The sequence below is a fragment of the Halomonas sp. TG39a genome, from assembly GCF_000744395.1.
Taxonomy (GTDB): domain Bacteria; phylum Pseudomonadota; class Gammaproteobacteria; order Pseudomonadales; family Halomonadaceae; genus Vreelandella; species Vreelandella ventosae_B.
Genome location: NZ_JQLV01000001.1, coordinates 1,088,334 through 1,113,225, shown reverse-complemented (window position 1 = coordinate 1,113,225; position 24,892 = coordinate 1,088,334). Strand labels below are relative to the sequence as shown.

The window sequence follows — 24,892 nt, the reverse complement described above, 5'->3', positions numbered from 1 at the left end:
AATGCTCGTCAAAATATATTTTAAGCCTAAACATTTTAAGCTTGAATTTTATACATGCCTCTCCTATCTTCAAAACAGAGTGTATTTTCCCGTGGAGAAAAATAATGAGAATCGCCTGCCTGGGTGGAGGGCCTGCCGGCCTCTATTTTGCGATCAGCATGAAGCTGCAGGATCCTTCCCATGAGATCGTGGTGCTTGAACGTAACCGTGCTGACGATACCTTCGGCTGGGGCGTGGTGCTGTCCGACGAAACCCTCGACAACCTGGCAGCCAACGACCCGGTTAGCGCAGAGCGAATTCGTGAGCACTTCGCCTATTGGGATGATATTGCAGTTGTTCATAAAGGCGTCAAAACCGTCTCCACCGGCCACGGCTTTTGCGGTATTGGCCGCCGCCAGCTGTTAATTCTGCTCCAGGAGCGCGCCCGCGAACTCGGCGTAGACATGCGTTTTGAAACCGATGCCACAGAAGACGCCATTGAACAGTACCGGCAAGAATATGACTTGGTGTTGGCGGCCGATGGCCTGAACTCCCGCACCCGCCAAACCTATGCTGAGCATTTCAAACCCGATATTGATGTGCGGGCGTGTAAATTTGTTTGGTTGGGCACGCACCAGACCTTTAACGACGCTTTCACCTTTATTTTCGAGCACACCGAGCATGGCTGGGTGTGGGCCCACGCTTACCAGTTTGATAACGATACGGCGACTTTTATCGTCGAGTGCAGTGAAGCCACCTGGCAGGCGTTTGGCTTTGGTGAGCTGAGCCAGCAGGAATCGATTGCGGTCTGCGAGCGTATTTTTGCCAAGCATCTTGATGGCCATGCGCTGATGACCAACGCCAACCATATCCGCGGCTCGGCGTGGATCAACTTTCCACGGGTGCTTTGCGAGCGTTGGAGCTATGAGAATGTAGTACTGATGGGCGATGCCGCAGCGACTGCCCACTTCTCGATTGGCTCGGGCTCCAAACTCGCCCTGGAAAGCGCCATAACGCTGGCTAACTGCTTACACAGTGAAAGCAGTAGGGAAGCTGCCATCGCCCGCTACGAAGAAGACCGCCGTTTCGAGGTGCTGCGCTTACAGTCCGCAGCGCGTAACTCCACCGAGTGGTTTGAGCAGGTAGAGCGCTACCTGGATCTCGACCCGGTGCAGTTCAACTACTCGCTATTGACCCGTTCCCAGCGCATCAGTCACGAAAACCTGCGGGTACGCGACCCCGAGTGGCTGGAGAGCGCCGAGCGCTGGTTTCAAACCCAGGCGGGCAATCCAGACAGCGCCCGCGCACCGATGTTTGCCCCCTACCAACTGCGCGATATGACCCTGGTTAATCGCGTCGTGGTCTCGCCCATGGCCCAGTACAAAGCCGTGGATGGCTGCCCAACCGATTGGCACTTTAGCCACTACGCCGAGCGGGCCAAAGGCGGTGCGGGACTGGTGTATACCGAAATGACCTGCGTCAGCCCCACTGGGCGTATTACCCCCGGCTGCCCAGGGCTGTACGCCCCCGAGCATGAAGTAGCCTGGAAGCGCCTGTGTGATTTTGTTCACGCGGAAACCAACGCCAAGCTGTGTGCCCAAATCGGTCACTCCGGCCCTAAAGGCTCTACCCAACTCGGCTGGCAGGAGATGGATGCCCCGCTGGCGGAGGGCAACTGGCCAATACTGTCAGCCTCTGCTCAACCTTGGGCAGCGCGCAACCAGGTGCCGAAGGCGATGGATCGCGAGGATATGGATCGCATCCGCGACGAGTTCGTCAGCGCAGCGCAAATGGCTGACCGCGCGGGCTTCGATATGGTCGAGATTCACGCCGCCCACGGCTACCTGCTCTCTTCGTTTATCACTCCCCTGACCAACCATCGTAACGATGAGTATGGCGGCGCTTTAGATAATCGGCTGCGTTATCCGCTGGAAGTTATCAACGCCGTGCGCAGCGTTTGGCCTGCCCATAAACCGCTTTCGGTGCGTATTTCCGCCAACGACTGGTGCGGCGATGAAGGCATTACCCCTGATGATGCGGTTGAGATCGCCAAGCGGCTGCGGGAGGCTGAGGTGGATATTGTGGATGTCTCGGCTGGGCAAACCTCGACCCAAGCCAAGCCGGTGTATGGTCGTATGTTCCAAACGCCCTTCTCTGACCGGATCCGTAACGAAGCATCAATTGCCACCATGGCGGTGGGCAATATTTATCAGGCCGATCATGTGAACTCGATTCTAATGGCTGGCCGCGCTGACTTGGTCTGTATCGCCCGCCCTCACCTGGCTGACCCTTACTGGTTGTTGCACGTTGCTGCTGGCTTAGGTGATAGAGAAGTCGAGTGGCCAGCGCCCTACCGAGCAGGGGCGGACCAGCTGCAACGTTTAGCTGAGCGTGGCGAGGGCTGGATATGAGTTTGATGGGAAAACGCGCCGTGATTACCGGCGGCGGCAGCGGTATCGGTGCGGATATGGCCTTAGCCTTTGCCCAAGCAGGCGCTGATGTGACCGTTACCGGCCGCCGGGAGGCTGCCCTTCAAACGGTAGCTGACCAACATGATGCCATCAGCTTCGCAGTGGTCGATGTCACCGACGAAGCCGCCATGGTGGCGTTTTTCGAGAACATCGGCAGGGTCGATATTGTTATCGCCAACGCCGGAGCGGCGGAAAGCGCGCCATTTGCCAAGACATCGTTCGAGCAGTGGCAGCGCATGCTTAATGTAAATCTAAGCGGGGTATTTCTAACCCTACGCGAAGGCTTAAAGCAGCTAAATGACGGTGGGCGACTAATCGCCGTTGCCTCCACCGCTGGCCTGAAGGGGTACGCTTATGTGGGCGCTTACTGCGCGGCAAAACATGGCGTGGTGGGGTTGGTGCGTTCGCTGGCGGCTGAGACAGCGACTCGCAACATAACGGTTAATGCGCTCTGCCCTGGGTTTACCGACACACCCTTATTGGCGGCCAGCGTCGACAACATTGTGGCTAAAACCGGCCAGTCCGCCGAACAGGCAACCTCTCATTTTGAGTCCACCAACCCCACCGGGCGCTTAGTCACTCCCGCCGAGGTCACCGCAACGGCTTTATGGCTATGCGGCCCTAATAGCAGCGCGATTAACGGCCAGGCGATCTCAATTTCAGGGGGTGAAGTATGACAGCTGGGAATGTGGCTGGAAACAGCTTAAGTAAGGAACGCCTGCGCTTATGGCTGCGCATGTTGCGGGTCACTCGCCAAGTAGAAGCCGAACTGCGTGAGCGCCTGCGCACCGAGCATGACTCTACGCTGCCGCGCTTTGATGTGATGGCCGCGCTGTATGCCGCTGAGGAGGGCCTAAAAATGAACGAGCTCTCCAAACGGCTGCGGGTTTCCAATGGCAATGTCACCGGCATTATCGATCGCCTGGTAGAGGATGGTGCCGTGGAGCGTATTGCCATTGAGGGCGACCGGCGTGCCACGCGGGTGTGCTTAACGGTGGTTGGTCGGGAAAACTTTAGAGGAATGGCCGTTGAGCATGAACGCTGGATCAATGCGCTATTTGAGGGGGTAAACGAAGAGGACGCCCACCATATAGGCGAGCTGCTCCACCGCTTACCCGCTTCTCCTAACAATGCCGATTAATCACTGATAGGCGAGAACAATATTATGAAGAGCATGGCAGGCTTAACCCCCGAGCACTTTATCTGGGAAATGCGCGGTGATGTTGCCGTTATTCGGCTCAATCGCCCTGAGCGCAAAAATCCGCTGACCTTTGAGAGCTACGCAGAGCTGCGCGATACCTTTCGTGATCTGGCCTACGCCTCGGATGTGCATGCCGTGGTATTTACCGCCAACGGCGAGAACTTCTGCTCCGGCGGCGATGTACATGAAATTATCGGCCCGCTAGTGGGCAAAGATATGAAGGGCCTGCTCGAATTCACCCGCATGACCGGGGATCTGGTCAAGGCCATGCTGAACTGCGGCAAGCCCATTATCGCCGCCGTAGACGGCATTTGTGTGGGGGCGGGGGCGATTATCGCCATGTCCTCGGATATTCGCTTTGCCACCCCTCGCGCCAGCACGGCGTTCCTGTTTACCCGGGTGGGCCTAGCGGGCTGCGATATGGGCGCCTGCGCGATTCTTCCACGCATTATCGGTCAAGGCCGCGCCGCAGACCTGCTCTACAGCGGCCGCAGTATGAGTGCCGAGGAAGGTCTGCAGTGGGGTTTTTACAACCGCGTGGTCGAGCCGGACGTTCTTGAAGAAGATGCCATCGCCTACGCCACCCGCCTGGCCAATGGACCCACCTTTGCCCACAGCATTACCAAAACCCAGCTAAATCAGGAGTGGTCGATGAGCCTGGAGCAGGCTATCGAATCGGAAGCCCAGGCCCAGGCAATCTGCATGCAGACCAACGATTTCGAGCGCGCCTACCACGCCTTTGTAGCCAAACAAAAACCTGAGTTTAAGGGGGACTGATGAGCGACAAGAGTTTTCTAGCGTGGCCCTTTTTTAAGGCCCAGCATCGCGAACTTTCCGAGCAGCTTGAGGCGTGGTGCCATGCTGAACTACCCCGCGATCACCGCGATGTGGATGCCACCTGTATCCAGCTAGTGCGTGACCTGGGCAAAGCGGGCTTTTTGCAAGGCACCGCTGGCGAGCATATCGATGTGCGCAGCCTGTGCCTCATTCGCGAAACCCTTGCCCGCCACGACGGCTTGGCCGATTTCGCCTTTGCCATGCAGGGGCTGGGCACCGGCGCAATTAGTCTGTATGGCAGTGACGAACAGAAGCAATGGCTGGATAAAACCCGCCGGGGTGAAGCCATTTCTGCGTTTGCCCTGAGCGAGCCCCGCTCGGGGTCTGATGTGGCCCAACTGGATACCACCGCCGAGCATGACGGCGATAGCTACCGGTTAAATGGCGAAAAGACCTGGATCTCTAACGGCGGCATTGCCGATATCTACACGGTCTTCGCCCGCACCGGTGAAGGGCCCGGCGCTAAAGGGCTTTCGGCGTTTTTAGTACCTGCCGACACCCCAGGGCTGGAGATTCGTGAGCGCCTGGAGTCTGTGGCACCTCACCCGCTGGCACGGCTGGGCTTCAACGATATGGTGCTGCCTGCCAGCGCGCTGATCGGCAAGCCTGGGCAAGGCTTTCGGATTGCCATGTCGGTGCTGGACGTTTTCCGCTCCACGGTTGGAGCAGCAGCCCTTGGCTTCGCCCGCCGGGCGCTGGAAGAGTCGCTCTCCCGCAGCCGCTCCCGGGAGCTGTTTGGCGCAACCCTTTCTGATCTGCAAATGGTGCAGGGCCACTTGGCCGATATGGCGCTGAATGTAGATGCCGCTGCCCTGCTGGTTTACCGCGCCGCTTGGACCAAAGACCAAGGCGCGGAGCGCGTCACCCGAGAAGCCGCGATGGCCAAGCTGTTTGCCACCGATCAAGCCCAGCAGGTGATCGATCAAGCCGTGCAGCTACATGGCGGTGACGGGGTGCGCAAAGGCCACATTATCGAGAGCCTCTACCGGGAAATCCGCGCGCTGCGTATTTATGAAGGGGCATCAGACGTCCAGAAAGTAGTCATCGCCCGCAGCATGCTCGCGGAAGAGTAAGCAGCAAAAAGTCGAACAAGGTTTTACACCAAACAATAAAACACAACGCCAGACACCGTATCCCTGCCCCAGGGCTATCACAGTTGGAAATGACTTCTTTGAATATCTCCGTTAACGGGAGAAGAGAGCAGGTTGGAGCGAGGGTCTTTTGACAGGGATGTCAAAAGTAGCGCCCAAGGAAGGGTTCACAGCGCCCTCGCGGAAGCCTGCTCTCGAGACCAAAGCGGTGCAGATCTCCATCTGAGAAAGACCTGATTTCTATATGGCTCGGGCAGGAATAAACAACGACTCTAAATACGGAGGTTGGTCATGTACATCCAGTCGGCTCATGCTGATACTTTTGCGCGGGATAACCTGCCACCCACTGATGGTCAGCCTGAGTTTCTGCTCGCGGGCTACGATTATCCTGAACGCCTGAACGCAGGCGTAGAACTGTGCGATCGGCTGCTCAACCTGGGCCACGGTGAACGGATTGCCTTAGCGGGCAATGGCCGACGGCGAACCTATCAAGAACTCACCGAGTGGACCAACCGCCTTGCCCACGTGCTGGTCGAAGACCTTGGCGTGATTCCCGGCCAGCGAGTATTGATTCGTTCGGCCAATAACCCGGCTATGGTGGCCTGCTGGTTAGCCGCCACCAAGGCAGGCGCTGTTGTCGTCAACACCATGCCAATGCTGCGCGCCAAAGAGCTATGCCAGGTCATTGATAAAGCGGAAATCAGTCTCGCCCTCTGCGATACCCGCCTGCTCGATGAACTGGTTGAGTGCCAACAACATAGCCCGGAGCTCAAACGGATCGTTGGCTTTGATGGCACCGCCAACCACGACGCCGAGCTTGACCGCTTGGCACTCAGTAAACCCGCCACCTTTGATGCCGTGGATACCGCCGCCGACGATGTGGCGCTGCTCGGTTTTACCTCGGGCACCACCGGCTCACCTAAAGCGACCATGCATTTTCACCGTGACCTGCTGGTGATTGCCGATGGCTACGCTAAAGAGGTGCTGCAGGTAACGCCGAAGGATGTATTTGTCGGCTCCCCCCCATTGGCGTTTACCTTCGGCCTGGGTGGATTGGCGATCTTTCCGCTGCGCTTTGGCGCCACCGCCGTGCTGCTCGAACACGCCTCCCCACCCAATATGATGGACATTATCCGCGAGTATCAGGCCACGGTAGTATTTACCGCACCCACGGCATATCGCGCCATGCTCTCCGCACCCACTCGTCATGAGGATTTAAGCAGCCTGCGCGTCGCGGTTTCCGCTGGTGAAACCCTGCCCGCGCCGATTTATCATGACTGGATCAAGCAAACCGGCACGCCCATCATTGACGGCATTGGTGCGACGGAAATGCTGCATATCTTTATCTCCAACCGCCTGGATGACCATCGCCCCAATTGCACCGGCAGACCGGTAACAGGCTACCAAGCACGTATTGTTGATGACACGATGAATGATGTACCTCGCGGCACGGTGGGTAAGCTTGCCGTACGTGGCCCTACCGGCTGCCGCTATCTAGCCGATCAGCGCCAGCAAAAATACGTCAAAGATGGCTGGAATATTACCGGCGATGCGTTTTATCAGGATGAAGAGGGTTACTTTCATTTCGCCGCCCGCAATGACGATATGATTGTCTCGGCGGGCTATAACATCGCAGGCCCTGAAGTGGAGGCGGCGCTACTGGCCCACCCCGCTGTTAAAGAGTGCGCGGTGATTGGCGCACCCAGCGAAGAGCGGGGGCAGATTGTCGAGGCTTTTGTTGTTCTAAACGATGGATTTCAGCAAGATGAAGAGTGTCAGCAAATGTTGCAAGACTTCGTGAAGCAGTCCATTGCGCCGTATAAGTACCCTCGCTCCATACGTTTTATCGAGGCACTACCTAAAACAACCACGGGTAAGGTTCAGCGCTTTCGGCTGAGCCAGGAACATTACCCCAGCGCTGGCTCTCCCTGCACCAATATAAATAGCACCAACGTATAACCCTCTAAGCAATAAAACGATTAAAAATGAGGAATGATCCATGAAAATGATATCCCGCTTTGGCCTTGGCTTACTGCTCTCCTCCAGCCTGGTAACCGCTCACGCCGACGACGTTAAAATCGGTATGATCACCACCCTGTCAGGCGGCGGTTCGCACCTGGGCGTGGACGTTCGCGATGGCTTTATGCTCGCTCTTGAGCAGGCTGGCCGTGACGATGTGGAAGTGCTGATCCAGGATGACGCTAACCGTCCTGACTTGGCGCGCAGCTTGGCCAATGAGTTTATGCAGCGTGATGAGGTCGATATTCTGACCGGCATTATCTGGTCCAACCTGGCAATGGCAGTGGTCCCCACTGTGACGCGCCAGGGCACGTTCTATCTCTCACCCAATGCCGGACCTTCCGACTTAGCGGGTCGCATGTGCCATGAGAACTACTTCAACGTGGCCTACCAGAACGATAACCTGCACGGCGCGATGGGTGCCTACATGCGCGAGGAGGGTTATGAGCGCCCGATCATCATGGCGCCCAACTACCCGGCTGGCACCGATGCGTTGGCGGGCTTCAAACACCTTTATGAAGGTGAGGTTGTCGGTGAGCTTTACACCCAAATGGGGCAGACTGACTACGCTGCGGAAATTGCCCAGATTCGTGACAGCGATGCCGACAGCCTGTTCTTCTTCTTGCCCGGCGGGATGGGTATCTCGTTTATGAAGCAGTGGGAGAGCTCCGGCGTTGATATGCCGATCTTTGGCGCCGCCTTCTCGTTTGACGAAATTCTGATCAAAGCGGTAGGCAGTGCAGCCATTGGCGCGCGCAATACCTCGCTATGGGCTTATGACCTCGAAAATGACACCAACGCCCGCTTTGTAGAGGGTTTCCAGGCCGCCTATGACCGCATGCCGACGCTTTACGCTGCACAGGGTTATGACACCGCCAACCTGATTCTTAGTGCGCTTGACGTTGCCCACCCCGATGATAAAGACGCCTTCCGCGAAGCACTACGTGCCGCTGATTTTGATAGCGTGCGCGGCGAGTTCCGTTTTGGTCCTAACCATCACCCTATCCAGGACATCTACGTTCGTGAAGTCGTGGAAGGTGACGATGGTGAGCCTACCAATCGCCTAATTGGTATCGCGATTGAAGATATCCAGGACGTCTACTTCGAAGAGTGCAAGATGTAATACCGCTGCGGCTGGGCGTGATCGCCCGGCCTTTGCTCTTTTCCTTCGCAAAGGATGTTTGACGTGTCCGTTACTCTGCTAATTGAGCAACTACTTAACGGCGTGCAGCTCGGCACCATGCTGTTTTTGATGGCCAGCGGCCTCACCCTGGTGTTCGGGGTGATGGGGCTAATCAACCTTGCCCACGGTTCGTTTTACATGGTGGGGGCCTATGCCACCGCCGCTGTGACTGCCTCAACCAGCTCTTTTTTGATTGGCCTGGGGGCCGGTATGGCTGCGGCCGCCATGGTCGGCGCGCTGGTGGAGTTACTGGTCATACGCCGACTCTATCACCGCCCTCACCTTGACCAGGTATTGGCGACCTTTGCGCTTATTTTGATTTTTTCAGAAGGTACGCGCTGGGTTTTCGGCTCGTCACCCATGCGGCTTAGCCCGCCCACCTGGTTAACCGGGTTCGTCACGCTGCCCGGCGATACCCGCTATCCCATCTATCGACTGATGCTGATTGGCGTGGGGATTGTCATTTCCATCGCGCTTTACTTGCTGATTTCTAAAACACGCTTAGGCATGCGTATTCGCGCCGGAGAAAGTGACCGCGAAATGATTGGTGCACTTGGGGTGAATATTTCCAAGCTGTATACCGTGGTCTTTGCGTTGGGCGCGGGGTTGGCAGGCTTAGCCGGTGCATTGGTGGGGGCGCTACAGTCTGTACAGGTAGGCATGGGTGAACCGGTGCTGATTTTGGCCTTCGTCGTGATCGTGATTGGTGGTATCGGCTCCATTAAAGGGGCGCTACTGGGTGCGCTGTTGGTGGGTGTGGTCGATACATTGGGGCGGGTCTATTTGCCGATCTTTTTCCGTGCGTTTATGCCGCCCTCTGAGGCGACAGGTGTCGGCGCGGCGCTGGCTGCGATGCTGATCTATATCCTCATGGCCGTTATTCTCGCGTTCAAGCCAAAGGGACTGTTTTCTGCTCATGACTAATAACACTTACCTGTCTAAGAACGGCTTGGCTAAGAACGGCCCCCAGGGCGTTACCAACGCTTCCCTTGCCACCAAGACGGATAGCCACTTTGATCGCAAAGGGCTGGTGCAGATAACCCTGCTCGGGCTGCTATTTTTGCTACCTGTTGCGGCTTATTTTCTGGGCCATACTTACTACGTCAATTTGGCTTCACGGATGACCATCATTGCCATGGCCGCCGTTGGACTTAATCTGGCAATTGGCTATGGCGGCATGGTGAGTTTTGGCCATGCGGCCTACTTCGGCCTGGGTGGCTACGTGGCAGGCATCAGTGCCTATCACGCCTTTGATGTTACACCGTTTATGACCTGGCCCATTAGCATTCCGGGCAGCGATAGCCTGCTGGTGGTATGGCTGGCCGCCGCCGTACTGTGCGGACTGCTGGCGCTGGCGATCGGCGCTATTTCACTGCGCACTACCGGGGTGTATTTTATTATGATCACCCTCGCCTTTGCGCAGATGATTTACTACTTTGCCAACTCCTGGCCGACCTATGGCGGCGAGGATGGCCTGCCGATTTACATACGCAATACCCTGCCGCTGGTCGATAGCAGCAATGCGCTAACCTATTTTTTGATCTGCTTCACCGGGTTAATACTGGCGATGGCGATCACCTCACGGCTGATGAAATCACGTTTTGGTGCAGCACTCACCATGGCGCGGCTTAACGAGGTGCGTTTGGCCACTGCTGGGATTAGCCCCTACCCCATTCGCCTGGTGGCGTTTGTGATTTCTGCGGCAATTACCGGGCTTGCCGGTGCGCTATATGCGGATCTAAATGGCTTTGTTAGCCCCACCATGCTCAGTTGGCACTTCTCCGGTGAACTGATGGTGATTGTGATTCTGGGCGGCGTAGGGCGCCTGTATGGCCCGCTGGCCGGTGCAGTGCTGTTTGTAATGATGGAGACATTCCTCGGAGGCGTTACCCAGTATTGGCAGCTATTCCTGGGTTTAGTCCTGCTTGGCGTGGTGCTGTTCGCCAAACACGGGGTGATGGGTTGGTTAGCTGGGAGGGAGCGCAATGAGTGATATCGTTCTTTCACTGCAAAACCTGAATAAACGTTTTGGGGCGTTGCAGGCAACCGGTGATGTCTCGCTGGATCTTAAGCCAGGAGAAATCCACGCACTGATTGGGCCCAATGGAGCGGGTAAATCGACGTTGATCGGCCAAATTGCCGGCAATATACGCCCGGATGAGGGCCGCGTTTTTCTAGCCGATACCGAAATCACCGGTATGAGTATTGCCCAACGCGCCCGTTTGGGGCTGGGGCGTAGTTTTCAGGTCTCCTCGCTGGCCGAGCCGCTTTCCGTGATGCGTAATGTGATGATGGGCGTTCAGGCGCTGCAGAGTCATAGCTTTCGCTTCTGGAAACCCGTCGCCCGTGACCGGCACCTGCTTGAACCCGCTTATGCGGCCCTGGAGCGCATGCAGCTTAGCCATCGCGCCTGGACGCCGGTCTTTGAGCTTTCCCATGGTGAGCGCCGTCAAGTGGAGGTGGCTTGCGCCCTGGCCCTTAAGCCCCGCGCCCTTTTGCTGGATGAGCCCATGGCTGGTCTGGGCCCGGAAGGTTCGGCGAAGCTTACTGAGCTGCTGGAAACGCTAAAGCTGGAAGTGCCCATTTTGCTAATCGAGCACGATATGGAAGCGGTGTTTCGGCTTGCCGATCGCATCTCGGTGCTGGTCTCTGGCAGCGTTATCGCCCACGGCGATAGCCAGGCGATTAGGCAGGATCCGCGCGTTCGTGAAGCCTACCTGGGAGATTCTGATGCTTAAGGTTGCTGACATTGAAACGTTTTATGGCCCCTCCCAGGCGCTCTTTGGCGTCAACCTTGAGGTGAACGCCGGGGAAATGGTGGCGTTGATGGGCCGTAATGGTATGGGTAAAACCACCACCATTCGCTCGATATTTGGTCTGACGCAAGCTAGCCGCGGCACTATTGAATTTGAATCTCAAGAGATACGCCGTTTGCCCGCTTACCGCATCGCTAAGGCGGGGTTGGGTTTGGTGCCAGAAGGGCGCCGCTGCTTTCCCAATTTATCCGTACGCGAAAACCTGCTGGTCACCGCTCGCCCTGGCGAGTGGACGCTGGAAAAAGTGGCAACGCTGTTTCCGCGTTTGGAGGAGCGCCGGGCGCAAATGGCCAAAACCCTTTCTGGCGGTGAGCAGCAGATGCTGGCCATTGGTCGGGCATTGATGACCAATCCGCGCTTGCTAGTACTTGATGAAGCCACCGAAGGCTTGGCGCCGGTTATTCGTCAGGAGATTTGGCGAGCGATTCGGCTGCTTAAGGAGCAAGGCCAGGCCACGCTGTTGGTGGATAAGTCGTTAAGCGAGATTCTGCCTATCGCTGACCGCTGCACCATTCTTGAAAAGGGCAGCACAGTGTGGGATGGGAAACCAGCGGCACTGGACAGTGCTGTGCGTGACCGTTACCTGGGTGTGTAGGGAGGAAAATAATAATGGCGTTTACCACGCAGCGGAAGGTTCGTTTTCAGCACTGTGACCCGGCCGGTATCGTTTTTTACCCTCGCTATTTCGAGATGATCAACTCGGTGGTAGAGGATTGGTTTGAGGAGGTCGTGCACCACGACTTTAACCAACTGCATGTGGAGACCGGTACGGGCGTGCCCACTGCTGCTATCGAGACCCAGTTTCATGCACCTAGCCGATTAGGCGAACGGCTGACCTTTGAATTAAGGGTTCAGTCCATGGGGCGCAGCAGTTTAACGCTGCAGATTGTCGCTTATTGCGGAGAGCAAAAGCGCTTAACCAGTGATTCAACCCTGGTATTTGTGGATTTAAGTAGCGGTAAGCCGATGCCATGGACAGAGGCAATACGCCAGCATATTACCGTTGATAACCTATAAGGATAGCCATAATGAGTGACGCCAACTTTCATCAGCTTCTTCACCCTTCCCACTGGAAACCGGCCATTGGCTACGCTAACGGCGTGCTGGCTTCGGGCCAAACTGTGTTTGTAGGCGGCCAGATTGGCTGGAATGCCGACCAGGTATTTGAAAGTGATGACTTTGTCGTGCAAGTGAACCAGGCGCTGCAAAATATCGTGGCGATCTTAAAAGAGGCTAATGCAGGCCCGGAGCATATCGTGCGGTTAACTTGGTATGTGACGGATAAGCAGGAGTATCTGGCGCGGCTTAAGGAGGTGGGCGCAGCCTATCGCGAAGTGCTGGGCAAGCATTTCCCGGCGATGACTATGGTTCAGGTGGCGGGACTTGTCGAAGATCAGGCCAAGGTAGAAATCGAAGCGACTGCGGTGATTCCGGCCGTATAGCGTTATGAGTACGGGGCAGCGGCAGGGTGCCGCGGGGGCGCTGTGAACCCATCCATGGGCGCTACTTTTTCCATCTGACCGCCATGGATGGCGGAAATGCCGGAATTGTCGGGAACATTTTCCGGCCCTGGAAAAAGACCCCCGCTATACCCTGCCCCAGCCCCTCGCTGGAAGCCGAACTTTCAGCGCCCTAACTGGACGCTGCTTGGTATTAGCAGTGAAACCCTTTAATCCACTCAACAAAACAACCATCGTTAAGATAGTGCTCAAGAATCGAGAAGTGGTCTACGTTGGGAAGTAGCTGCTGAGTCACTGTTTGGCCTTGCTGGCTTAAATGCTCAGCATAGCTGCTCATCTGGCGCTCGAACTCTTCAGACTCCAGGTTCCCTGCTACCAGCTGTATAGGCGCAGATACTCGGCACGGCAGCCATAAGGGGCTGAACTCCTGCACATCGCGCCCGCTGAGCTGAAGCTTGGGCTGCAGCCATGACCAAGGAAATGGCCGCAGGTCGTATAAACCGCTGATACAGAGCGCGCCGCGAATCAACTGGTTGGGTAAGCCAAAGGTGCCTTGCCAATCCGTCGACATTAACATCGCGCATAAATGCCCGCCCGCCGAGTGCCCCGAAACACTCAGCTGCTCAGGATCAACTTCCAACTCAGCGGCATGGCAATAAATGTAGGCCACCGCTGCTTGGCTCTGCCGCACCAGTTCGCTAAAGCGAACCTGTGGGCAGAGCGCGTAGTTGACCACCGCGACGGTGATACCAGCGTTGACCAAGCCATCGACGATAAAACTAAATTCACGATGGCTCAGCGAGCGCCAGTAGCCGCCGTGGAAGAACACATGCACCGGCGCTTTTGGGCTATCGGTATCAGGTGCATCGGCATGAAAGATATCCATGCGCTCAGCAAGCGTTGAGCCATAAGGCAGATCGAGCGTTGTGCGGTGGTTAATTCTTGATGCTTCGCTGCGCTCACGCCAATCCTTTACCAACACCGCCGGGTCACGACCCATCATCGGGTCGTAGGCGCGATCGATCTCTTCTTGAGTCGTAAAGTGTTGATAAAGCATGTACGTCTCCTTATCGCTGACGCCCTACTAACCCCGACTTTTCATCAACAGCATACGCAGCGGTGCGATTGCCAGAATGGCAAATCCGATTAGCGTCCAGGCGGGCAGTGATAGGCCGAGCAACGAGAAATCGATATTGGCGCACTCCCCCGAGCCGGTTAACACCATGGAAACCACATCCTGCATGGGCAGGATATCCATCATGTAATCGAGCCCAGGGCCACAGGAAGGGACTTCATCGGCTGGCAAGCCTTGTAGCCACACATGGCGTCCGGCGATAAAGGCACCCGTTCCCACCGCAATGAGCGACAGCAGGCCATAAATGACTTTACCCGCACGCCCAGCGGGGCTGTGGATAGCCGCAATCGCAAACACGATGCCCGCGGCGATCACCGCTACGCGCTGAAAGATACACAGCGGGCAAGGTTCATAACCGCCGATGTGCTCTAGCCCAAGGGCTACCGCCATCATCAAAACGCAGAAGGCTAAACCGGCCAGGGCTACCGAGCGAAAGGAGTGCAAAATCATTGACGAACCTCAGATGGCAGCGCCGACATGGCGCGGGACTCACGGGCTTTAGTGAAGTAGACCTGTAAAAACTCTTCAAAGGTCTCTTGGTCAGCGGCTTCAATATCGTGCTGCTGCTGGTGGGAGGTCTCGATTAACTGGGCAAGTAACGCTTCGCGACTACGCTGCATCGGCTCGGCTTTCAATTGTGCGGCCTGCTCTTGAGCAAGGCTTAACATCAAATCGCTAAGCGATCCGCCATTCTCCTTCAGCCGTTGAAGCACTTGCGCCGATGGCGTTAGCGAAGGGTCTGCCAGGCGTGGAGCAAGGCTTGCCAGCGCGTCAGCATGAGGGGCTCCCTCCTCGACCGCATCCAACAGTCGGGCGACTTCTCCCATCTCTGCGAATATCTGCTCGCCCCACTCACGTACCGAGGTGGATTCACCGTGGTTAAACAGCGTGAGTTCAGGGTCACGGCCGCGCTCGACCACCCAGCGACGGTTGTCGTCCAGACGGTCACACTCTTCATCGGAGATCCATGGGCTGTCGCTGAGCAAGCACCACATCAAGAAGGTGTCCACAAAGCGCATCTGCTCTTCAGTGACGCCGAGAGGGTCGAAAGGATTCAGATCCAAACAGCGCACTTCGATGTACTCCACACCGCGTGCTTCGAGCGCCTGGCTGGGCGTTTCGTTGTGCTTGGCGACCCGCTTGGGGCGAATATCGCTGTAGTATTCGTTTTCGATTTGAAGAATATTGGCGTTTAGCTGGCGCCACTCACCATCCACGTGAACACCCATTTTTTCATAGTCGGGCCACGGCGAAGAGATGGCGTGGCGAAGGGTGTTAACGTAGTTAGATAGCGAGTTAAAACAGATTTTAAGCTGCGACTGCACCTTGTTTTGATAGCCCAGATCCGACATGCGTAGGGTTGTCGCGTAAGGCGCGTAGTAGGTATCGTCACTGAGGGAGTGCAGCTTTTCAGGCACTTTTTTGTCGTCGGGCAAAAAGCTCTTATCGATGGCCGGGGATGCGCCAAACAAATAAAGCAGTAACCAGCTATGGCGACGGAAGTGGCGAATCATGCCGAAATAACGGGTAGAGCGGTAATCGTTGAACGGGATATTGGTGGCTTTTTCCATTTCACGCAGGGCGTGCCACATATCATCCGGCAGCGATACGTTGTAGTGAACGCCTGCAATCGCCTGCATGATGCGGCCATAGCGCATATCCAACCCTTTACGGTAAACATGCTTCATGGTGCCCACATTGGAGCTGCCGTAGTCGGCAATCGGCACGCTGTCGTTACCGGAAAGCCTGGAGGGCATGCTGCCCGGCCAGATCCACTCATTTTCAAGATGGTGATAGGTGAAGGTGTGCAGGTCAGAAAGAAAGCACAGCGCTTCACCCGGCAGCGAATAAACCGGCGTAATGTACTCTAACAGTGACTCTGAATAATCCGTGGTGATATGCGGGTGGGTTAACTTGGAGCCCAGCGCGTGGGGGTGCGGCGTTTGCGCAATGTGGCCCTTGGCATCAACCCGTAGCCCCTCTTTCTCAAGTCCACGACGCAGGCGGCCCAACCGACCAAGGCGCGCACTGGGGATCAGGCGCTCGACTTGCGCGGTCAGCGCAGATGGCACAGTGAGTGGTTCAGGCAAGATGAACACTCCTTGTCAGTAAAGCCCGCCGTAAGCGGGCCTTGTTGTAGTCAGGTGGCATCGCCATCATCGCTGTTCGAAAGTAGACAACAGGATATGGCGGCAACGATCATTTTTTCAAGGCGCGCGACTATTTGCCGCCACGTGCTTTTAGCAAAGCAGCCCCCAGCGCGCCCATGGGCGCTGGTTCGTCGGTCTTGGCGCTATTACGTTGGTTCCGAGACGGCTTGCGGTTGGCGTTCCGCTGATCTCTAGTTGAGCCATCGTGCTTATTAGCATCGTTTTCTGCCTCTGGCTGGTCATCCAGGCGCATTGAAAGCCCCACCCGCTTGCGGGGTATGTCCACACTCATGACTTTGACAGTCACAATATCCCCCGCCTTAACCACGCTGCGTGGATCGTCGATAAAGCGATCCGACAGCGCTGAAATATGTACCAGGCCGTCCTGATGGACACCGATATCCACAAAAGCACCAAAATGTGTCACGTTGGTAACTGTGCCTTCGAGCACCATGGAAAGCTTGAGATCGTTGAGGGTTTCGACCCCTTCGCGGAACTCGGCAGCTTTAAACTCTGGGCGCGGGTCGCGGCCGGGTTTATCCAGCTCTTTGAGAATATCGCTGACCGTGGGCACCCCAAAGCGCTCATCGGCAAAGTCGGCTGGCTTTAACGCTTTCAGCGCAGCGCTATCGCCAATCAAGCCGCGCACTTCACGGCCGCTCTGCTTAGCGATACGCTCTACCAGTGGGTAGGCTTCAGGGTGTACGGCGCTGGCATCCAAGGGGTTATTGGCATTATGGATGCGCAAGAAACCCGCACACTGCTCAAAAGTCTTTGCGCCCAGTCGGCTGACTTCTAACAGCTCTTTACGGCTTTTAAAGGCGCCTTTGGCATTGCGCTGGGCAACGATATTTTCGGCCAGTGCAGCACTCAGCCCCGCCACCCGGGAAAGCAACGCGCTGGAGGCGGTGTTGAGATCGACGCCTACGGCGTTAACACAGTCTTCAATCACCACTTCCAGGCTGCGGGAGAGCTGCACCTGGGAGACATCGTGCTGATACTGGCCAACGCCGATGGATTTGGGCTCGATTTTCACCAGTTCGGCAAGCGGGTCTTGCAGGCGACGGCCGATAGAGACCGCACCGCGTACCGTGACATCGAGATCGGGCATTTCACGCGAGGCGTACTCAGAGGCGGAGTAAACCGAAGCGCCCGCCTCAGAGACCATCACTTTGCTTAAGCGGTGTTTGGGGGCCAGTGCTTTGAGCAGTTCACCCGCCAGCTTATCGGTTTCCCTACTGGCGGTGCCGTTGCCCACCGCAATCAGCTCGACGCCATGCTGTTTGGCCAGCTTGGCTAGCACGGCCAGTGACTCATCCCAGCGATTTTGCGGCGCGTGCGGGTAAATCGTGGTGTGATCGACAAACTGCCCAGTGGCATCGATGACCGCGACTTTACAGCCGGTACGCTGGCCGGGGTCGATGGCCAGAGTGACTTTCTGACCCGCCGGTGCCGCCAGCAGCAGGTCTTTCAAGTTGGCGGCAAACACTTCAATCGCGGTTAATTCGGCCTGCTCGCGTAGACGCCCCAGCAGCTCGGTTTCCAGGGCGGTGTAGAGCTTTACCCGCCATGTCCAGCGCACCACTTCGGCCAACCATTTATCCGCCGGGCGGCCCTGATCACTGATACCAAACTGCTTGGCAATCGTGACTTGAGCGGGATGAACGGGAGCCTCCTCTTCGCCGGGCAGCCGGATTGACAGGCTTAACACCCCTTCATTGCGCGCACGGAACATGGCCAGGGCACGGTGTGACGGCGCTTTGGCGAGTTTTTCATCGTGCTCAAAGTAGTCGGAGAACTTGGCGCCCTCCTGCTGCTTGCCTTCCAGCACCCGGGCGCTTAGTTCGCCCTCTTGCCATAGTCGTTCACGCAGTTGGCCAATGAGCTCGGGATCTTCGGCGAAGCGCTCCATCAAAATCTGCTTTGCGCCATCCAGGGCGGCCTTGGCATCTTCAATGGCGGGAATATCGCCCTCTGCTGGGCGTAAATAGCTCGCCGCTTCGCTGTCAGGATCAAGGGATGGATCGGCCAGCAGCGCATCCGCCAACGGCTCAAGCCCTGCTTCGCGGGCGATTTGTGCTTTGGTGCGGCGCTTTTTCTTAAACGGCAGGTATAGATCTTCCAGCCGCTGCTTGGTCTCGGCGGCGTCAATACTCGCTTTAAGCGGGCCGTCTAGCTTGCCTTGCTCGTCGATGGCGGCCAGTACGGCGGCTCGGCGCTCTTCCAACTCACGCAGGTAGCGCAGGCGCTCATCGAGCTGGCGCAGCTGGATATCGTCCAACGCGCCGGTGACTTCTTTACGGTAGCGGGCAATGAACGGCACGGTGGCGCCACCATCCAGCAGCTCCACCGTAGCCGATACTTGCTCGGGACGTACGCCAAGCTCAGTGGCTAGGCGGGAAATAATACGCTGATTGACATCCATAAATTGCAACTAACTCATGCAGCATTTTTAAGTGTCCACAAGGTATCACAAACCCGCCACGGCTGGCATAGCTTGAGGCATTAGCGGCGCCACCCGTGGTCGTCCCAAAACGGCCGACGTGATTCACGCTGAACCGCTTCGCGACTAATGCCAATATCTTTAAGCATATCGTCGCTTAAATGACGCAAGGTCTCACGCTCACGACGCAGTTGCTGCCAGCGATAGAGCCTTTCTCGCCAGGTGACTCTCGGTTGCCGTTTCTCAATCGACTGGCACTGTTGGTTTTGCAAGCAGTGTAACGAGCGCTCCATTTCAACCTCCCTTCGCCGCTAGATACGGCGGCATGAATAAGTGTTGAAGGAAGTATTGAACAGCGCCTACAATCAATCCAACGAATACTCTTTATAAACAACATCAGAAATATTGATACCCATGGCCACACTACCCACCATCGATCACGAGCTGCTGCGTACCTTTGTTGCCATAGTTGACCAAGGCGGCTTCACCCGCGCCGCTCAGACGGTGAACCGCACCCAATCGGCCGTGAGTATGCAGATCAAGCGGCTTGAAGAGGACGTTATTCAGCGTCCGCTGTTTGTGCGCCAGAGCAAGCCGCTGCAACTGACCAGCGAAGGCCACACGCTGCTTGGCTATGCGCGTAAAATTTTATCGCTGCAGGGAGAGGCGCTAACGCTTCTGCGCCAACCCGATATGGTGGGCCGCGTACGCTTGGGCGTACCAGATGACTATGTAATGCGCTTTCTGCCCGGCATTCTGAAAACCTTTTCCCAGGCCTGGCCGTTGGTGGATGTGGATGTCCACTGCGCCCCCTCGTCAGTGCTTTCCCAGCAGCCGCAAGGAAGCCTGGATCTGATTATTATGACGCGGGAGATAGGCGATGAGATTGGCACCATCTTAAGGCGTGAGGCGACCGTGTGGGTATCGGCGGAGAGTCACTGCACCCATTTACAGACACCGGTACCGCTTGCCCTGTTTGAAGCCCCCTGCTTTTGTCGCCGCCATGCCTGCAACGCGCTTGACCGCGCAGACCGGGCTTATCGAATTGCTTACAGCAGCCCCAGCCTGGCAACGCTGCAAGCCGTTGTTGGGGCGGGGCTGGCTGTGTCTGCCTGGATGCGCAGTCTAGTTACCCCCGATATGCAGATATTGGGGGTAAAAGAGGGGTTTCCCGAATTACCCGAATCATCCATCGTGCTACTGCGCACCGCCTCCACCCAGTCACCGATCATCGATAGCTTGGCAGAGCATATTGTTGAAGGGTTTAGGCTTTAATTGGCTGAGATGAGTCGCTTGCCGCCTGCTGGTATAGGCAGGTACGATCAAGCTGTGAAAGGCTGGTCAGCCCTAGCAGGGCCATATTGCGTTCAATTTCACGCTGCAAAAGATCGGCGACATGCTCTACTCCGGCCTGCCCCGCGCAGGCGGCTGCGTAGTTGAAGGGCCGCCCGACAAAGACAAAGTCAGCCCCCAGCGCTAGCGCCTTGATAACATCGCTGCCACGTCGGAAGCCGCTGTCGATCATAATTGGAATATCACTGACCCGGCGCTTAATTTCTGGCAAGACTTCGAGCGGCGAGATGGTGCAATCCAACTGGCGGGCGCCGTGATTGGAAAGGATAATGCCATCGACACCCGCTTGATGTGCACGAACGGCATCTTCCGGGTTGAGTATTCCTTTGACGATCAAGGTATCGGGCCAAAGGCGCCGCACCAGATCGAGATAGCCCCAGTCAAAATGACGCCGCCCCGAAAAATCCCGCGCGGCTTGGCGAGATATGACGGGGGCACCCCGTTCGGCATAATTGTTCTCAAAGTGTGGCATGCCATGCTTACGCAGGGTGCGCAGGAAGGTATTAATCAGCCAGTCTGGGCGCATCAATCCATCAAACGCTAAACGCAGGCTTGGTTCCAGCGGGGAGGCAAACCCCGAGCGGCGAAAATTATCAGGATTGGGCGGTACCGGGTAATCAAGCGTTACTACCAGCTTCTTGAAGCCAGCCCGCTGAATACGTGCCAGCAGCGCTTCGATACCTTCCGGGGTTCCCGGCAAATACGCCTGGAACCAGTCGGCGCCCTCCACTTTGGCCACCTCTTCCATGGGTATCAGCGACGAACCGCTCATAATCATCGGTAGGTTACGCTCAGCCGCTGCCCGCGCCAGCACTAAGTCACCCCGGTAAGCCGAGAGCGCACTGATGCCCATAGGGGCGATGCCGAAAGGTACCGCGTAGCGTTTGCCATAAAGCTCGGTGTGCAGATCAATTTGCGCAACGTTAACAAACGCTTTGGGCAAAAATCGGTACTCATCAAAGGCGCTCAGATTAGCGCGCTGGGTTCGCCCATCCTCGGCGACATGGTCGATATAGCCAAAAATCGGCCTGGGCAGTTTGCGCCGCGCCAGTCTCTCAACATCGTGCAGGTTATGGATGCTGGCGAGTTTTTTTTGAGTACTCAGTCGTTGAAACCATCCTTTCACACAGCGCTCCTAATCATTGTTTTATATCGCTCCAGTTAACAGGCTCACCCATTCAAGCCGGCATGAAGCGCAGGGCCACTCCGTTATTACACCAGCGCAGGCCGGTGGGGTCAGGGCCATCTTCAAATACATGGCCTTGATGACCGCCGCAGCGGGCGCAGTGGTATTCGATGCGAGGCCAAACCAATTTGAAATCCAGCTCTGTCAGCATATGTCCTTCTACATGCTCAAAAAAGCTTGGCCAACCAGTGCCAGAATCATATTTCATTTCACTGGTGAAAAGTAATAGGTCACAACCAGCGCAATGGTATTCGCCCTCTCCCCACTCTTTATCCAAGGGGCTAGAGAAGGCAGGTTCAGTCCCGTGCTTACGGAGCACATTAAAGGCCTCATCAGAGAGCCGTTCGCGCCACTCAGCTTCACTCAGATCCAGTGTTTCCAATCCAGGGGCAGCCTCAAGGTCTAAGCGTGGAAAGCCAAACGAAAAACCGGGAATTGCCCCTACTACGCTGGTGAGTCCTGCTAGGCCTAAAAATTGACGTCTTTTCATGGTGTTGCTCCCGTCGTAATTGGCAAGGAAAATAGCCAATAAAAAAATGGGACAGCGCCTGAGCACTGTCCCATTCTGACTTCCATCGCTTCTAACGCCTTTGTCGCCCCTGCATTCGATTCCTTACATCAGCGTGCATCTTTATATCCGCTAACGTTTAGCCTAGCTGAGGGCCCGCCTTGATGATTGCTTCGTTGACGCCTTCAAACTTCTTGAAGTTATCGACGAATTTGGTCGCCAGCTCTTTTAGATGGCGGTCATAGGCATCACGGTCTTGCCAGGTCTCGCGCGGGTCGAGCAGGCTAGAGTCGACGCCCGGCACAGCGAGCGGTACTTGCAGGTTTAGGCCGTCGATATGCTTGGTGTCGATGTCGCGCAGAACACCGGATTGAATCGCACTGATGATGGCACGGGTGGTGGGGATGGAGAAGCGTGCACCACCTTCGCCGTAGGCACCGCCGGTCCAGCCGGTATTGACCAGATAGACCTGGGCATCTTTCTTCTCAACGCGCTTAATCAGCAGGTCAGCGTACTCACGGGCAGGACGCGGGAAGAACGGTGCGCCGAAGCAGGTGGAGAACGTGGCCGCCAGGCCTTCAGAGGAGCCCATTTCGGTAGAGCCCACTTTGGCGGTGTAGCCAGACAGGAAGTGGTATGCCGCGGCTTCTTTGGAAAGAATCGACACCGGGGGCAGTACGCCGGACATATCGCAGGTCAGGAACACGATGGCATTCGGCTCGCTGGCCAGGTTTTCCGCTACGCGTTTTTCAACGTGCTCTAGCGGGTAAGCGGCGCGGGAGTTCTGGGTCAGGCTGTCGTCGGCGTAGTCAGGCTCGCGGCGGTCATCCAACACCACGTTTTCCAGCACGGTACCAAACTTGATGGCGTTCCAGATAACCGGCTCGTTTTTCTCGGAGAGGTCGATGCACTTGGCATAGCAGCCTCCTTCCATATTGAAGACGATGCCGTCACCCCACGCGTGCTCGTCGTCACCGATCAAGAAGCGCGCCTGATCCGCCGAGAGTGTCGTTTTACCAGTACCGGAGAGGCCGAAGAACAGGCAGGTTTCGCCATCTTCACCGACGTTAGCCGAGCAGTGCATGGGGAGTACGTCTGCGGCCGGTAGCAGGAAGTTCTGCACCGAGAACATAGCTTTTTTCATTTCACCGGCGTAGCGCATACCCGCGATCAGCACTTTTTTGTCGGCGAAGTTGATAATCACGCAGCCGTCAGAGTTAGTGCCATCGCGCGATGGGTCACACTCAAAGCCTGGGGCGTTAACAATCGTCCACTCGTCTTTAACCGCTGTGTTGTAAGCCTGGGGGCGAACAAACATGGTACGGCCAAACTGATTTTGCCAAGCGGTTTCGGTGGTAACACGTACCGGCAGGTAGTGAGCGGAATCGCTGCCAACGTGCAGCTCAGCAACAAAATGCTCTTGGCTGGCCAGGTACTCATTGACCCGATCCCACAAGGCGTTGAACTTACCTGCGTCGAAGGGCTGGTTCACATTGCCCCAGTCGATTTGGCTGCTGGTGGAGGGCTCGTCGACGATATAACGATCTTTCGGTGAACGGCCGGTACGTACGCCGGTCTTGACTACCAAGGCACCGTTGGCTGAGAGGCGGCCTTCGCCACGTGCCACCGCACGCTCGATTAGTTCGGCGCTGCTGAGATTAACGTGGGTTTGGGGAGCGGCTTGAGTCGTGGTCATGTCGATTCCTGGGCTTCTCTCGAGTTACCGGGCGTCACCGACGCCTTAAAGTCATCCCAGCCACTACAAAACCGGCTGGGCGCGCTGAAGTTCGGCGCATTATGGCAAAAAGAAAGCCCCCAGGAAACGGGGGCGAAGATCAAATATCTTGTAGTTAAACTACTACAAAGGCACTACATTTTGTGTTGCGGCGCAGTAATAATTCAAACAGCCGTTTGCAAGAAATTGCAAATTCATTGAATCCACTGGCCCTCCTAGCACTGCTGGGAACTGCCCTACCCCGCGACCTCGACTACATACTTAGTGAATCGTGGGCGATGGCGCTTCGGGGTCGTCCAACAAAGTTTCAATATCCGCTGCTGTGTAGTGATATTTCGTGTGGCAAAAGTGGCATTGGGTATCGATAGCACCCTGTTCGTGGAGAATATCGCGCAGTTCATCCTTGCCTAGAGAGTGCAGCGCGTAGCTCATACGTTCCCGAGAGCAGGTGCAGCCAAAGCGCAGGGCTTTGGGCTCAAAAACACGCACGGTCTCTTCGTGGTAGAGGCGATGCAGTACTTCGCGTTGCTCAAGACCCAGCAACTCTTCTGTTTTGATCGTATCGGCTAGCTGTACGCTGCGATCCCAGGCATCGACATCCTGGTTTTGTGACTCTTCTGGCAGCCGCTGTAGCAGTAACCCACCCGCGCGCTTCTCATCGGCCGCTAACCACAGGCGGGTTGGCAACTGCTCGGATTGGCTGAAATAGGCTTCCAGGCAGCCACCCAGTGACGCTTGGTCCAGCGCCACGATGCCTTGATAGCGATTACCTTCGCGGGGATCAAGGGTAATCACGATCTGGCCTTCGCCCACCAGCTCGCGGAAGCTGGCACGCTCACTAGGCAGCGCGGCGTCTTCTGCTATGCGGGCAATCGCGCGCAGTTCGCCACCGGGATTGGATTCGGCCATCAGCAATGAAAGAACGCCGCGCCCGCGCACTTCGATACTCAGCGTGCCATCTAACTTAACCGTGTCGGTGAGCAGCGCCACGGCGGCTAACAGCTCGCCCAGCAGCTCATTGACCGCCGGAGGGTAGGCGTGGCGATCCAACACTTCGTGATAGGCGGCAGCCAGGGTGACGATCTCGCCGCGGACATTGGTGTGATCGAACATAAAACGTTGAATTTGATCGGACATAATTTGGCAACCTAAGGTTTAACTAGTTTATTAGTGGCTAAGGGCTACTTGGCTCAGGGTTATCGCAGTTGACAATCCGCGCTCCTCAGTGCCGAGGGCAGGTTTACGCGAGGGCGCTGTGAACCCATCCATGGGCGCTACTTTTGACATCCTTGTCAAAAGACCCTCGCTTCAACCTGCTCTCGGAT

The 24,892-nt window shown here is 56.4% G+C and carries 23 protein-coding genes; 14 read left to right on the top strand and 9 right to left on the bottom strand.

Going from position 1 to position 24,892, the window contains the following annotated elements; all coding sequences use genetic code 11:
• The first annotated feature begins 104 nt into the window (after nucleotides 1-104).
• From U738_RS04905 to U738_RS04845, 13 genes are all read left to right on the top strand, one after another.
• Complete coding sequence (locus U738_RS04905; protein ID WP_035577906.1) at nucleotides 105-2,390, top strand: bifunctional salicylyl-CoA 5-hydroxylase/oxidoreductase; 2,286 nt, start codon at nucleotides 105-107, stop codon at nucleotides 2,388-2,390.
• On the top strand, nucleotides 2,387-3,127 hold the full coding sequence (locus U738_RS04900) for an SDR family NAD(P)-dependent oxidoreductase (RefSeq protein ID WP_035577903.1): 741 nt from the start codon (nucleotides 2,387-2,389) through the stop codon (nucleotides 3,125-3,127). The genes U738_RS04905 and U738_RS04900 overlap by 4 nt, the downstream gene beginning before the upstream one ends.
• Entirely contained in the window at nucleotides 3,124-3,591 is a 468-nt protein-coding gene (locus U738_RS04895; protein ID WP_035577900.1) for a MarR family winged helix-turn-helix transcriptional regulator, read from the top strand. Before U738_RS04900 ends, U738_RS04895 begins: the two co-directional genes overlap by 4 nt.
• Nucleotides 3,592-3,615: 24 nt before the next feature.
• A complete protein-coding gene (locus tag U738_RS04890; RefSeq protein WP_035577897.1) occupies nucleotides 3,616-4,428 on the top strand; it encodes an enoyl-CoA hydratase family protein in 813 nt (270 codons plus the stop codon).
• Complete coding sequence (locus tag U738_RS04885; RefSeq protein ID WP_035577895.1) at nucleotides 4,428-5,561, top strand: acyl-CoA dehydrogenase family protein; 1,134 nt, start codon at nucleotides 4,428-4,430, stop codon at nucleotides 5,559-5,561. Before U738_RS04890 ends, U738_RS04885 begins: the two co-directional genes overlap by 1 nt.
• A gap of 309 nt (nucleotides 5,562-5,870) precedes the next feature.
• Nucleotides 5,871-7,538: a benzoate-CoA ligase family protein gene (locus tag U738_RS04880; RefSeq protein WP_035577893.1), complete on the top strand. Its 1,668-nt coding sequence runs from the start codon at nucleotides 5,871-5,873 to the stop codon at nucleotides 7,536-7,538.
• Nucleotides 7,539-7,578: 40 nt separating this feature from the next.
• The gene (locus U738_RS04875) at nucleotides 7,579-8,721 is read left to right on the top strand and encodes an ABC transporter substrate-binding protein (protein WP_035577891.1); all 1,143 of its coding nucleotides are present in this window, start codon (nucleotides 7,579-7,581) and stop codon (nucleotides 8,719-8,721) included.
• A 63-nt stretch (nucleotides 8,722-8,784) separates the two neighbouring features.
• A complete protein-coding gene (locus U738_RS04870; protein ID WP_035577889.1) occupies nucleotides 8,785-9,705 on the top strand; it encodes a branched-chain amino acid ABC transporter permease in 921 nt (306 codons plus the stop codon).
• A complete protein-coding gene (locus U738_RS04865) occupies nucleotides 9,698-10,774 on the top strand; it encodes a branched-chain amino acid ABC transporter permease (RefSeq protein ID WP_035577886.1) in 1,077 nt (358 codons plus the stop codon). The genes U738_RS04870 and U738_RS04865 overlap by 8 nt, the downstream gene beginning before the upstream one ends.
• Nucleotides 10,767-11,519, top strand: a complete 753-nt coding sequence (locus U738_RS04860; RefSeq protein WP_035577882.1) for an ABC transporter ATP-binding protein — start codon at nucleotides 10,767-10,769, stop codon at nucleotides 11,517-11,519. Before U738_RS04865 ends, U738_RS04860 begins: the two co-directional genes overlap by 8 nt.
• Nucleotides 11,512-12,192 (top strand): ABC transporter ATP-binding protein, encoded by a 681-nt coding sequence (locus U738_RS04855; protein WP_035556816.1) that lies wholly within the window; start codon nucleotides 11,512-11,514, stop codon nucleotides 12,190-12,192. Before U738_RS04860 ends, U738_RS04855 begins: the two co-directional genes overlap by 8 nt.
• Nucleotides 12,193-12,206: 14 nt before the next feature.
• Nucleotides 12,207-12,614: an acyl-CoA thioesterase gene (locus U738_RS04850; protein ID WP_035577880.1), complete on the top strand. Its 408-nt coding sequence runs from the start codon at nucleotides 12,207-12,209 to the stop codon at nucleotides 12,612-12,614.
• Nucleotides 12,615-12,625: 11 nt separating this feature from the next.
• Nucleotides 12,626-13,039, top strand: a complete 414-nt coding sequence (locus U738_RS04845) for a RidA family protein (protein WP_035577878.1) — start codon at nucleotides 12,626-12,628, stop codon at nucleotides 13,037-13,039.
• 211 nt (nucleotides 13,040-13,250) lie between these two features.
• Here the strand turns inward: U738_RS04845 and U738_RS04840 are convergent, their stop codons facing one another.
• From U738_RS04840 to U738_RS04820, 5 genes are all read right to left on the bottom strand, one after another.
• On the bottom strand, nucleotides 13,251-14,114 hold the full coding sequence (locus tag U738_RS04840; RefSeq protein ID WP_035577875.1) for an alpha/beta hydrolase: 864 nt from the start codon (nucleotides 14,112-14,114) through the stop codon (nucleotides 13,251-13,253).
• Nucleotides 14,115-14,141: 27 nt separating this feature from the next.
• Nucleotides 14,142-14,642 carry a disulfide bond formation protein B gene (locus tag U738_RS04835; protein ID WP_035577872.1) on the bottom strand — a complete coding sequence of 167 codons (501 nt, stop codon included), beginning with the start codon at nucleotides 14,640-14,642 and terminating at the stop codon, nucleotides 14,142-14,144.
• Nucleotides 14,639-16,282 (bottom strand): glutamate--cysteine ligase, encoded by a 1,644-nt coding sequence (gene gshA, locus U738_RS04830; RefSeq protein ID WP_035577870.1) that lies wholly within the window; start codon nucleotides 16,280-16,282, stop codon nucleotides 14,639-14,641. Before gshA ends, U738_RS04835 begins: the two co-directional genes overlap by 4 nt.
• 130 nt (nucleotides 16,283-16,412) lie before the next feature.
• Entirely contained in the window at nucleotides 16,413-18,767 is a 2,355-nt protein-coding gene (locus U738_RS04825; protein ID WP_035577867.1) for a Tex family protein, read from the bottom strand.
• 80 nt (nucleotides 18,768-18,847) lie between these two features.
• Nucleotides 18,848-19,078 (bottom strand): DUF1127 domain-containing protein, encoded by a 231-nt coding sequence (locus U738_RS04820; RefSeq protein WP_050713691.1) that lies wholly within the window; start codon nucleotides 19,076-19,078, stop codon nucleotides 18,848-18,850.
• A gap of 121 nt (nucleotides 19,079-19,199) precedes the next feature.
• Here U738_RS04820 and U738_RS04815 point away from each other — a divergent pair, with 121 nt between their 5' ends.
• On the top strand, nucleotides 19,200-20,060 hold the full coding sequence (locus U738_RS04815) for a LysR substrate-binding domain-containing protein (protein ID WP_035577865.1): 861 nt from the start codon (nucleotides 19,200-19,202) through the stop codon (nucleotides 20,058-20,060).
• Here U738_RS04815 and U738_RS04810 read toward each other — a convergent pair.
• From U738_RS04810 to hslO, 4 genes are all read right to left on the bottom strand, one after another.
• Nucleotides 20,050-21,264, bottom strand: coding sequence for an alpha-hydroxy acid oxidase (locus tag U738_RS04810; RefSeq protein WP_035577863.1), 1,215 nt, complete (start codon nucleotides 21,262-21,264; stop codon nucleotides 20,050-20,052). The genes U738_RS04815 and U738_RS04810 overlap by 11 nt on opposite strands.
• Before the next feature lie 52 nt (nucleotides 21,265-21,316).
• Nucleotides 21,317-21,814, bottom strand: coding sequence for a peptide-methionine (R)-S-oxide reductase MsrB (msrB, locus tag U738_RS04805; RefSeq protein WP_035577861.1), 498 nt, complete (start codon nucleotides 21,812-21,814; stop codon nucleotides 21,317-21,319).
• Between the two features lie 157 nt (nucleotides 21,815-21,971).
• A complete protein-coding gene (locus tag U738_RS04800; protein WP_035577858.1) occupies nucleotides 21,972-23,528 on the bottom strand; it encodes a phosphoenolpyruvate carboxykinase in 1,557 nt (518 codons plus the stop codon).
• Nucleotides 23,529-23,828: 300 nt separating this feature from the next.
• A complete protein-coding gene (hslO, locus tag U738_RS04795) occupies nucleotides 23,829-24,704 on the bottom strand; it encodes an Hsp33 family molecular chaperone HslO (protein ID WP_035577856.1) in 876 nt (291 codons plus the stop codon).
• Between the last annotated feature and the right edge of the window lie 188 nt (nucleotides 24,705-24,892).

Excerpts from the sequence above, each read along its gene's own strand:
- U738_RS04880 (WP_035577893.1), top strand. The coding sequence starts at position 5,871 with ATGTACATCCAGTCGGCTCATGCTGATACTTTTGCGCGGGATAACCTG.
- U738_RS04840 (WP_035577875.1), bottom strand. The coding sequence starts at position 14,114 with ATGCTTTATCAACACTTTACGACTCAAGAAGAGATCGATCGCGCCTAC.
- U738_RS04890 (WP_035577897.1), top strand. The coding sequence starts at position 3,616 with ATGAAGAGCATGGCAGGCTTAACCCCCGAGCACTTTATCTGGGAAATG.
- U738_RS04850 (WP_035577880.1), top strand. The coding sequence starts at position 12,207 with ATGGCGTTTACCACGCAGCGGAAGGTTCGTTTTCAGCACTGTGACCCG.
- U738_RS04835 (WP_035577872.1), bottom strand. The coding sequence starts at position 14,642 with ATGATTTTGCACTCCTTTCGCTCGGTAGCCCTGGCCGGTTTAGCCTTC.
- U738_RS04845 (WP_035577878.1), top strand. The coding sequence starts at position 12,626 with ATGAGTGACGCCAACTTTCATCAGCTTCTTCACCCTTCCCACTGGAAA.
- U738_RS04800 (WP_035577858.1), bottom strand. The coding sequence starts at position 23,528 with ATGACCACGACTCAAGCCGCTCCCCAAACCCACGTTAATCTCAGCAGC.
- U738_RS04875 (WP_035577891.1), top strand. The coding sequence starts at position 7,579 with ATGAAAATGATATCCCGCTTTGGCCTTGGCTTACTGCTCTCCTCCAGC.
- U738_RS04865 (WP_035577886.1), top strand. The coding sequence starts at position 9,698 with ATGACTAATAACACTTACCTGTCTAAGAACGGCTTGGCTAAGAACGGC.
- msrB (WP_035577861.1), bottom strand. The coding sequence starts at position 21,814 with ATGAAAAGACGTCAATTTTTAGGCCTAGCAGGACTCACCAGCGTAGTA.
- U738_RS04815 (WP_035577865.1), top strand. The coding sequence starts at position 19,200 with ATGGCCACACTACCCACCATCGATCACGAGCTGCTGCGTACCTTTGTT.
- U738_RS04820 (WP_050713691.1), bottom strand. The coding sequence starts at position 19,078 with ATGGAGCGCTCGTTACACTGCTTGCAAAACCAACAGTGCCAGTCGATT.
- U738_RS04855 (WP_035556816.1), top strand. The coding sequence starts at position 11,512 with ATGCTTAAGGTTGCTGACATTGAAACGTTTTATGGCCCCTCCCAGGCG.
- U738_RS04905 (WP_035577906.1), top strand. The coding sequence starts at position 105 with ATGAGAATCGCCTGCCTGGGTGGAGGGCCTGCCGGCCTCTATTTTGCG.
- U738_RS04860 (WP_035577882.1), top strand. The coding sequence starts at position 10,767 with ATGAGTGATATCGTTCTTTCACTGCAAAACCTGAATAAACGTTTTGGG.
- U738_RS04885 (WP_035577895.1), top strand. The coding sequence starts at position 4,428 with ATGAGCGACAAGAGTTTTCTAGCGTGGCCCTTTTTTAAGGCCCAGCAT.
- hslO (WP_035577856.1), bottom strand. The coding sequence starts at position 24,704 with ATGTCCGATCAAATTCAACGTTTTATGTTCGATCACACCAATGTCCGC.
- U738_RS04825 (WP_035577867.1), bottom strand. The coding sequence starts at position 18,767 with ATGGATGTCAATCAGCGTATTATTTCCCGCCTAGCCACTGAGCTTGGC.
- U738_RS04895 (WP_035577900.1), top strand. The coding sequence starts at position 3,124 with ATGACAGCTGGGAATGTGGCTGGAAACAGCTTAAGTAAGGAACGCCTG.
- U738_RS04900 (WP_035577903.1), top strand. The coding sequence starts at position 2,387 with ATGAGTTTGATGGGAAAACGCGCCGTGATTACCGGCGGCGGCAGCGGT.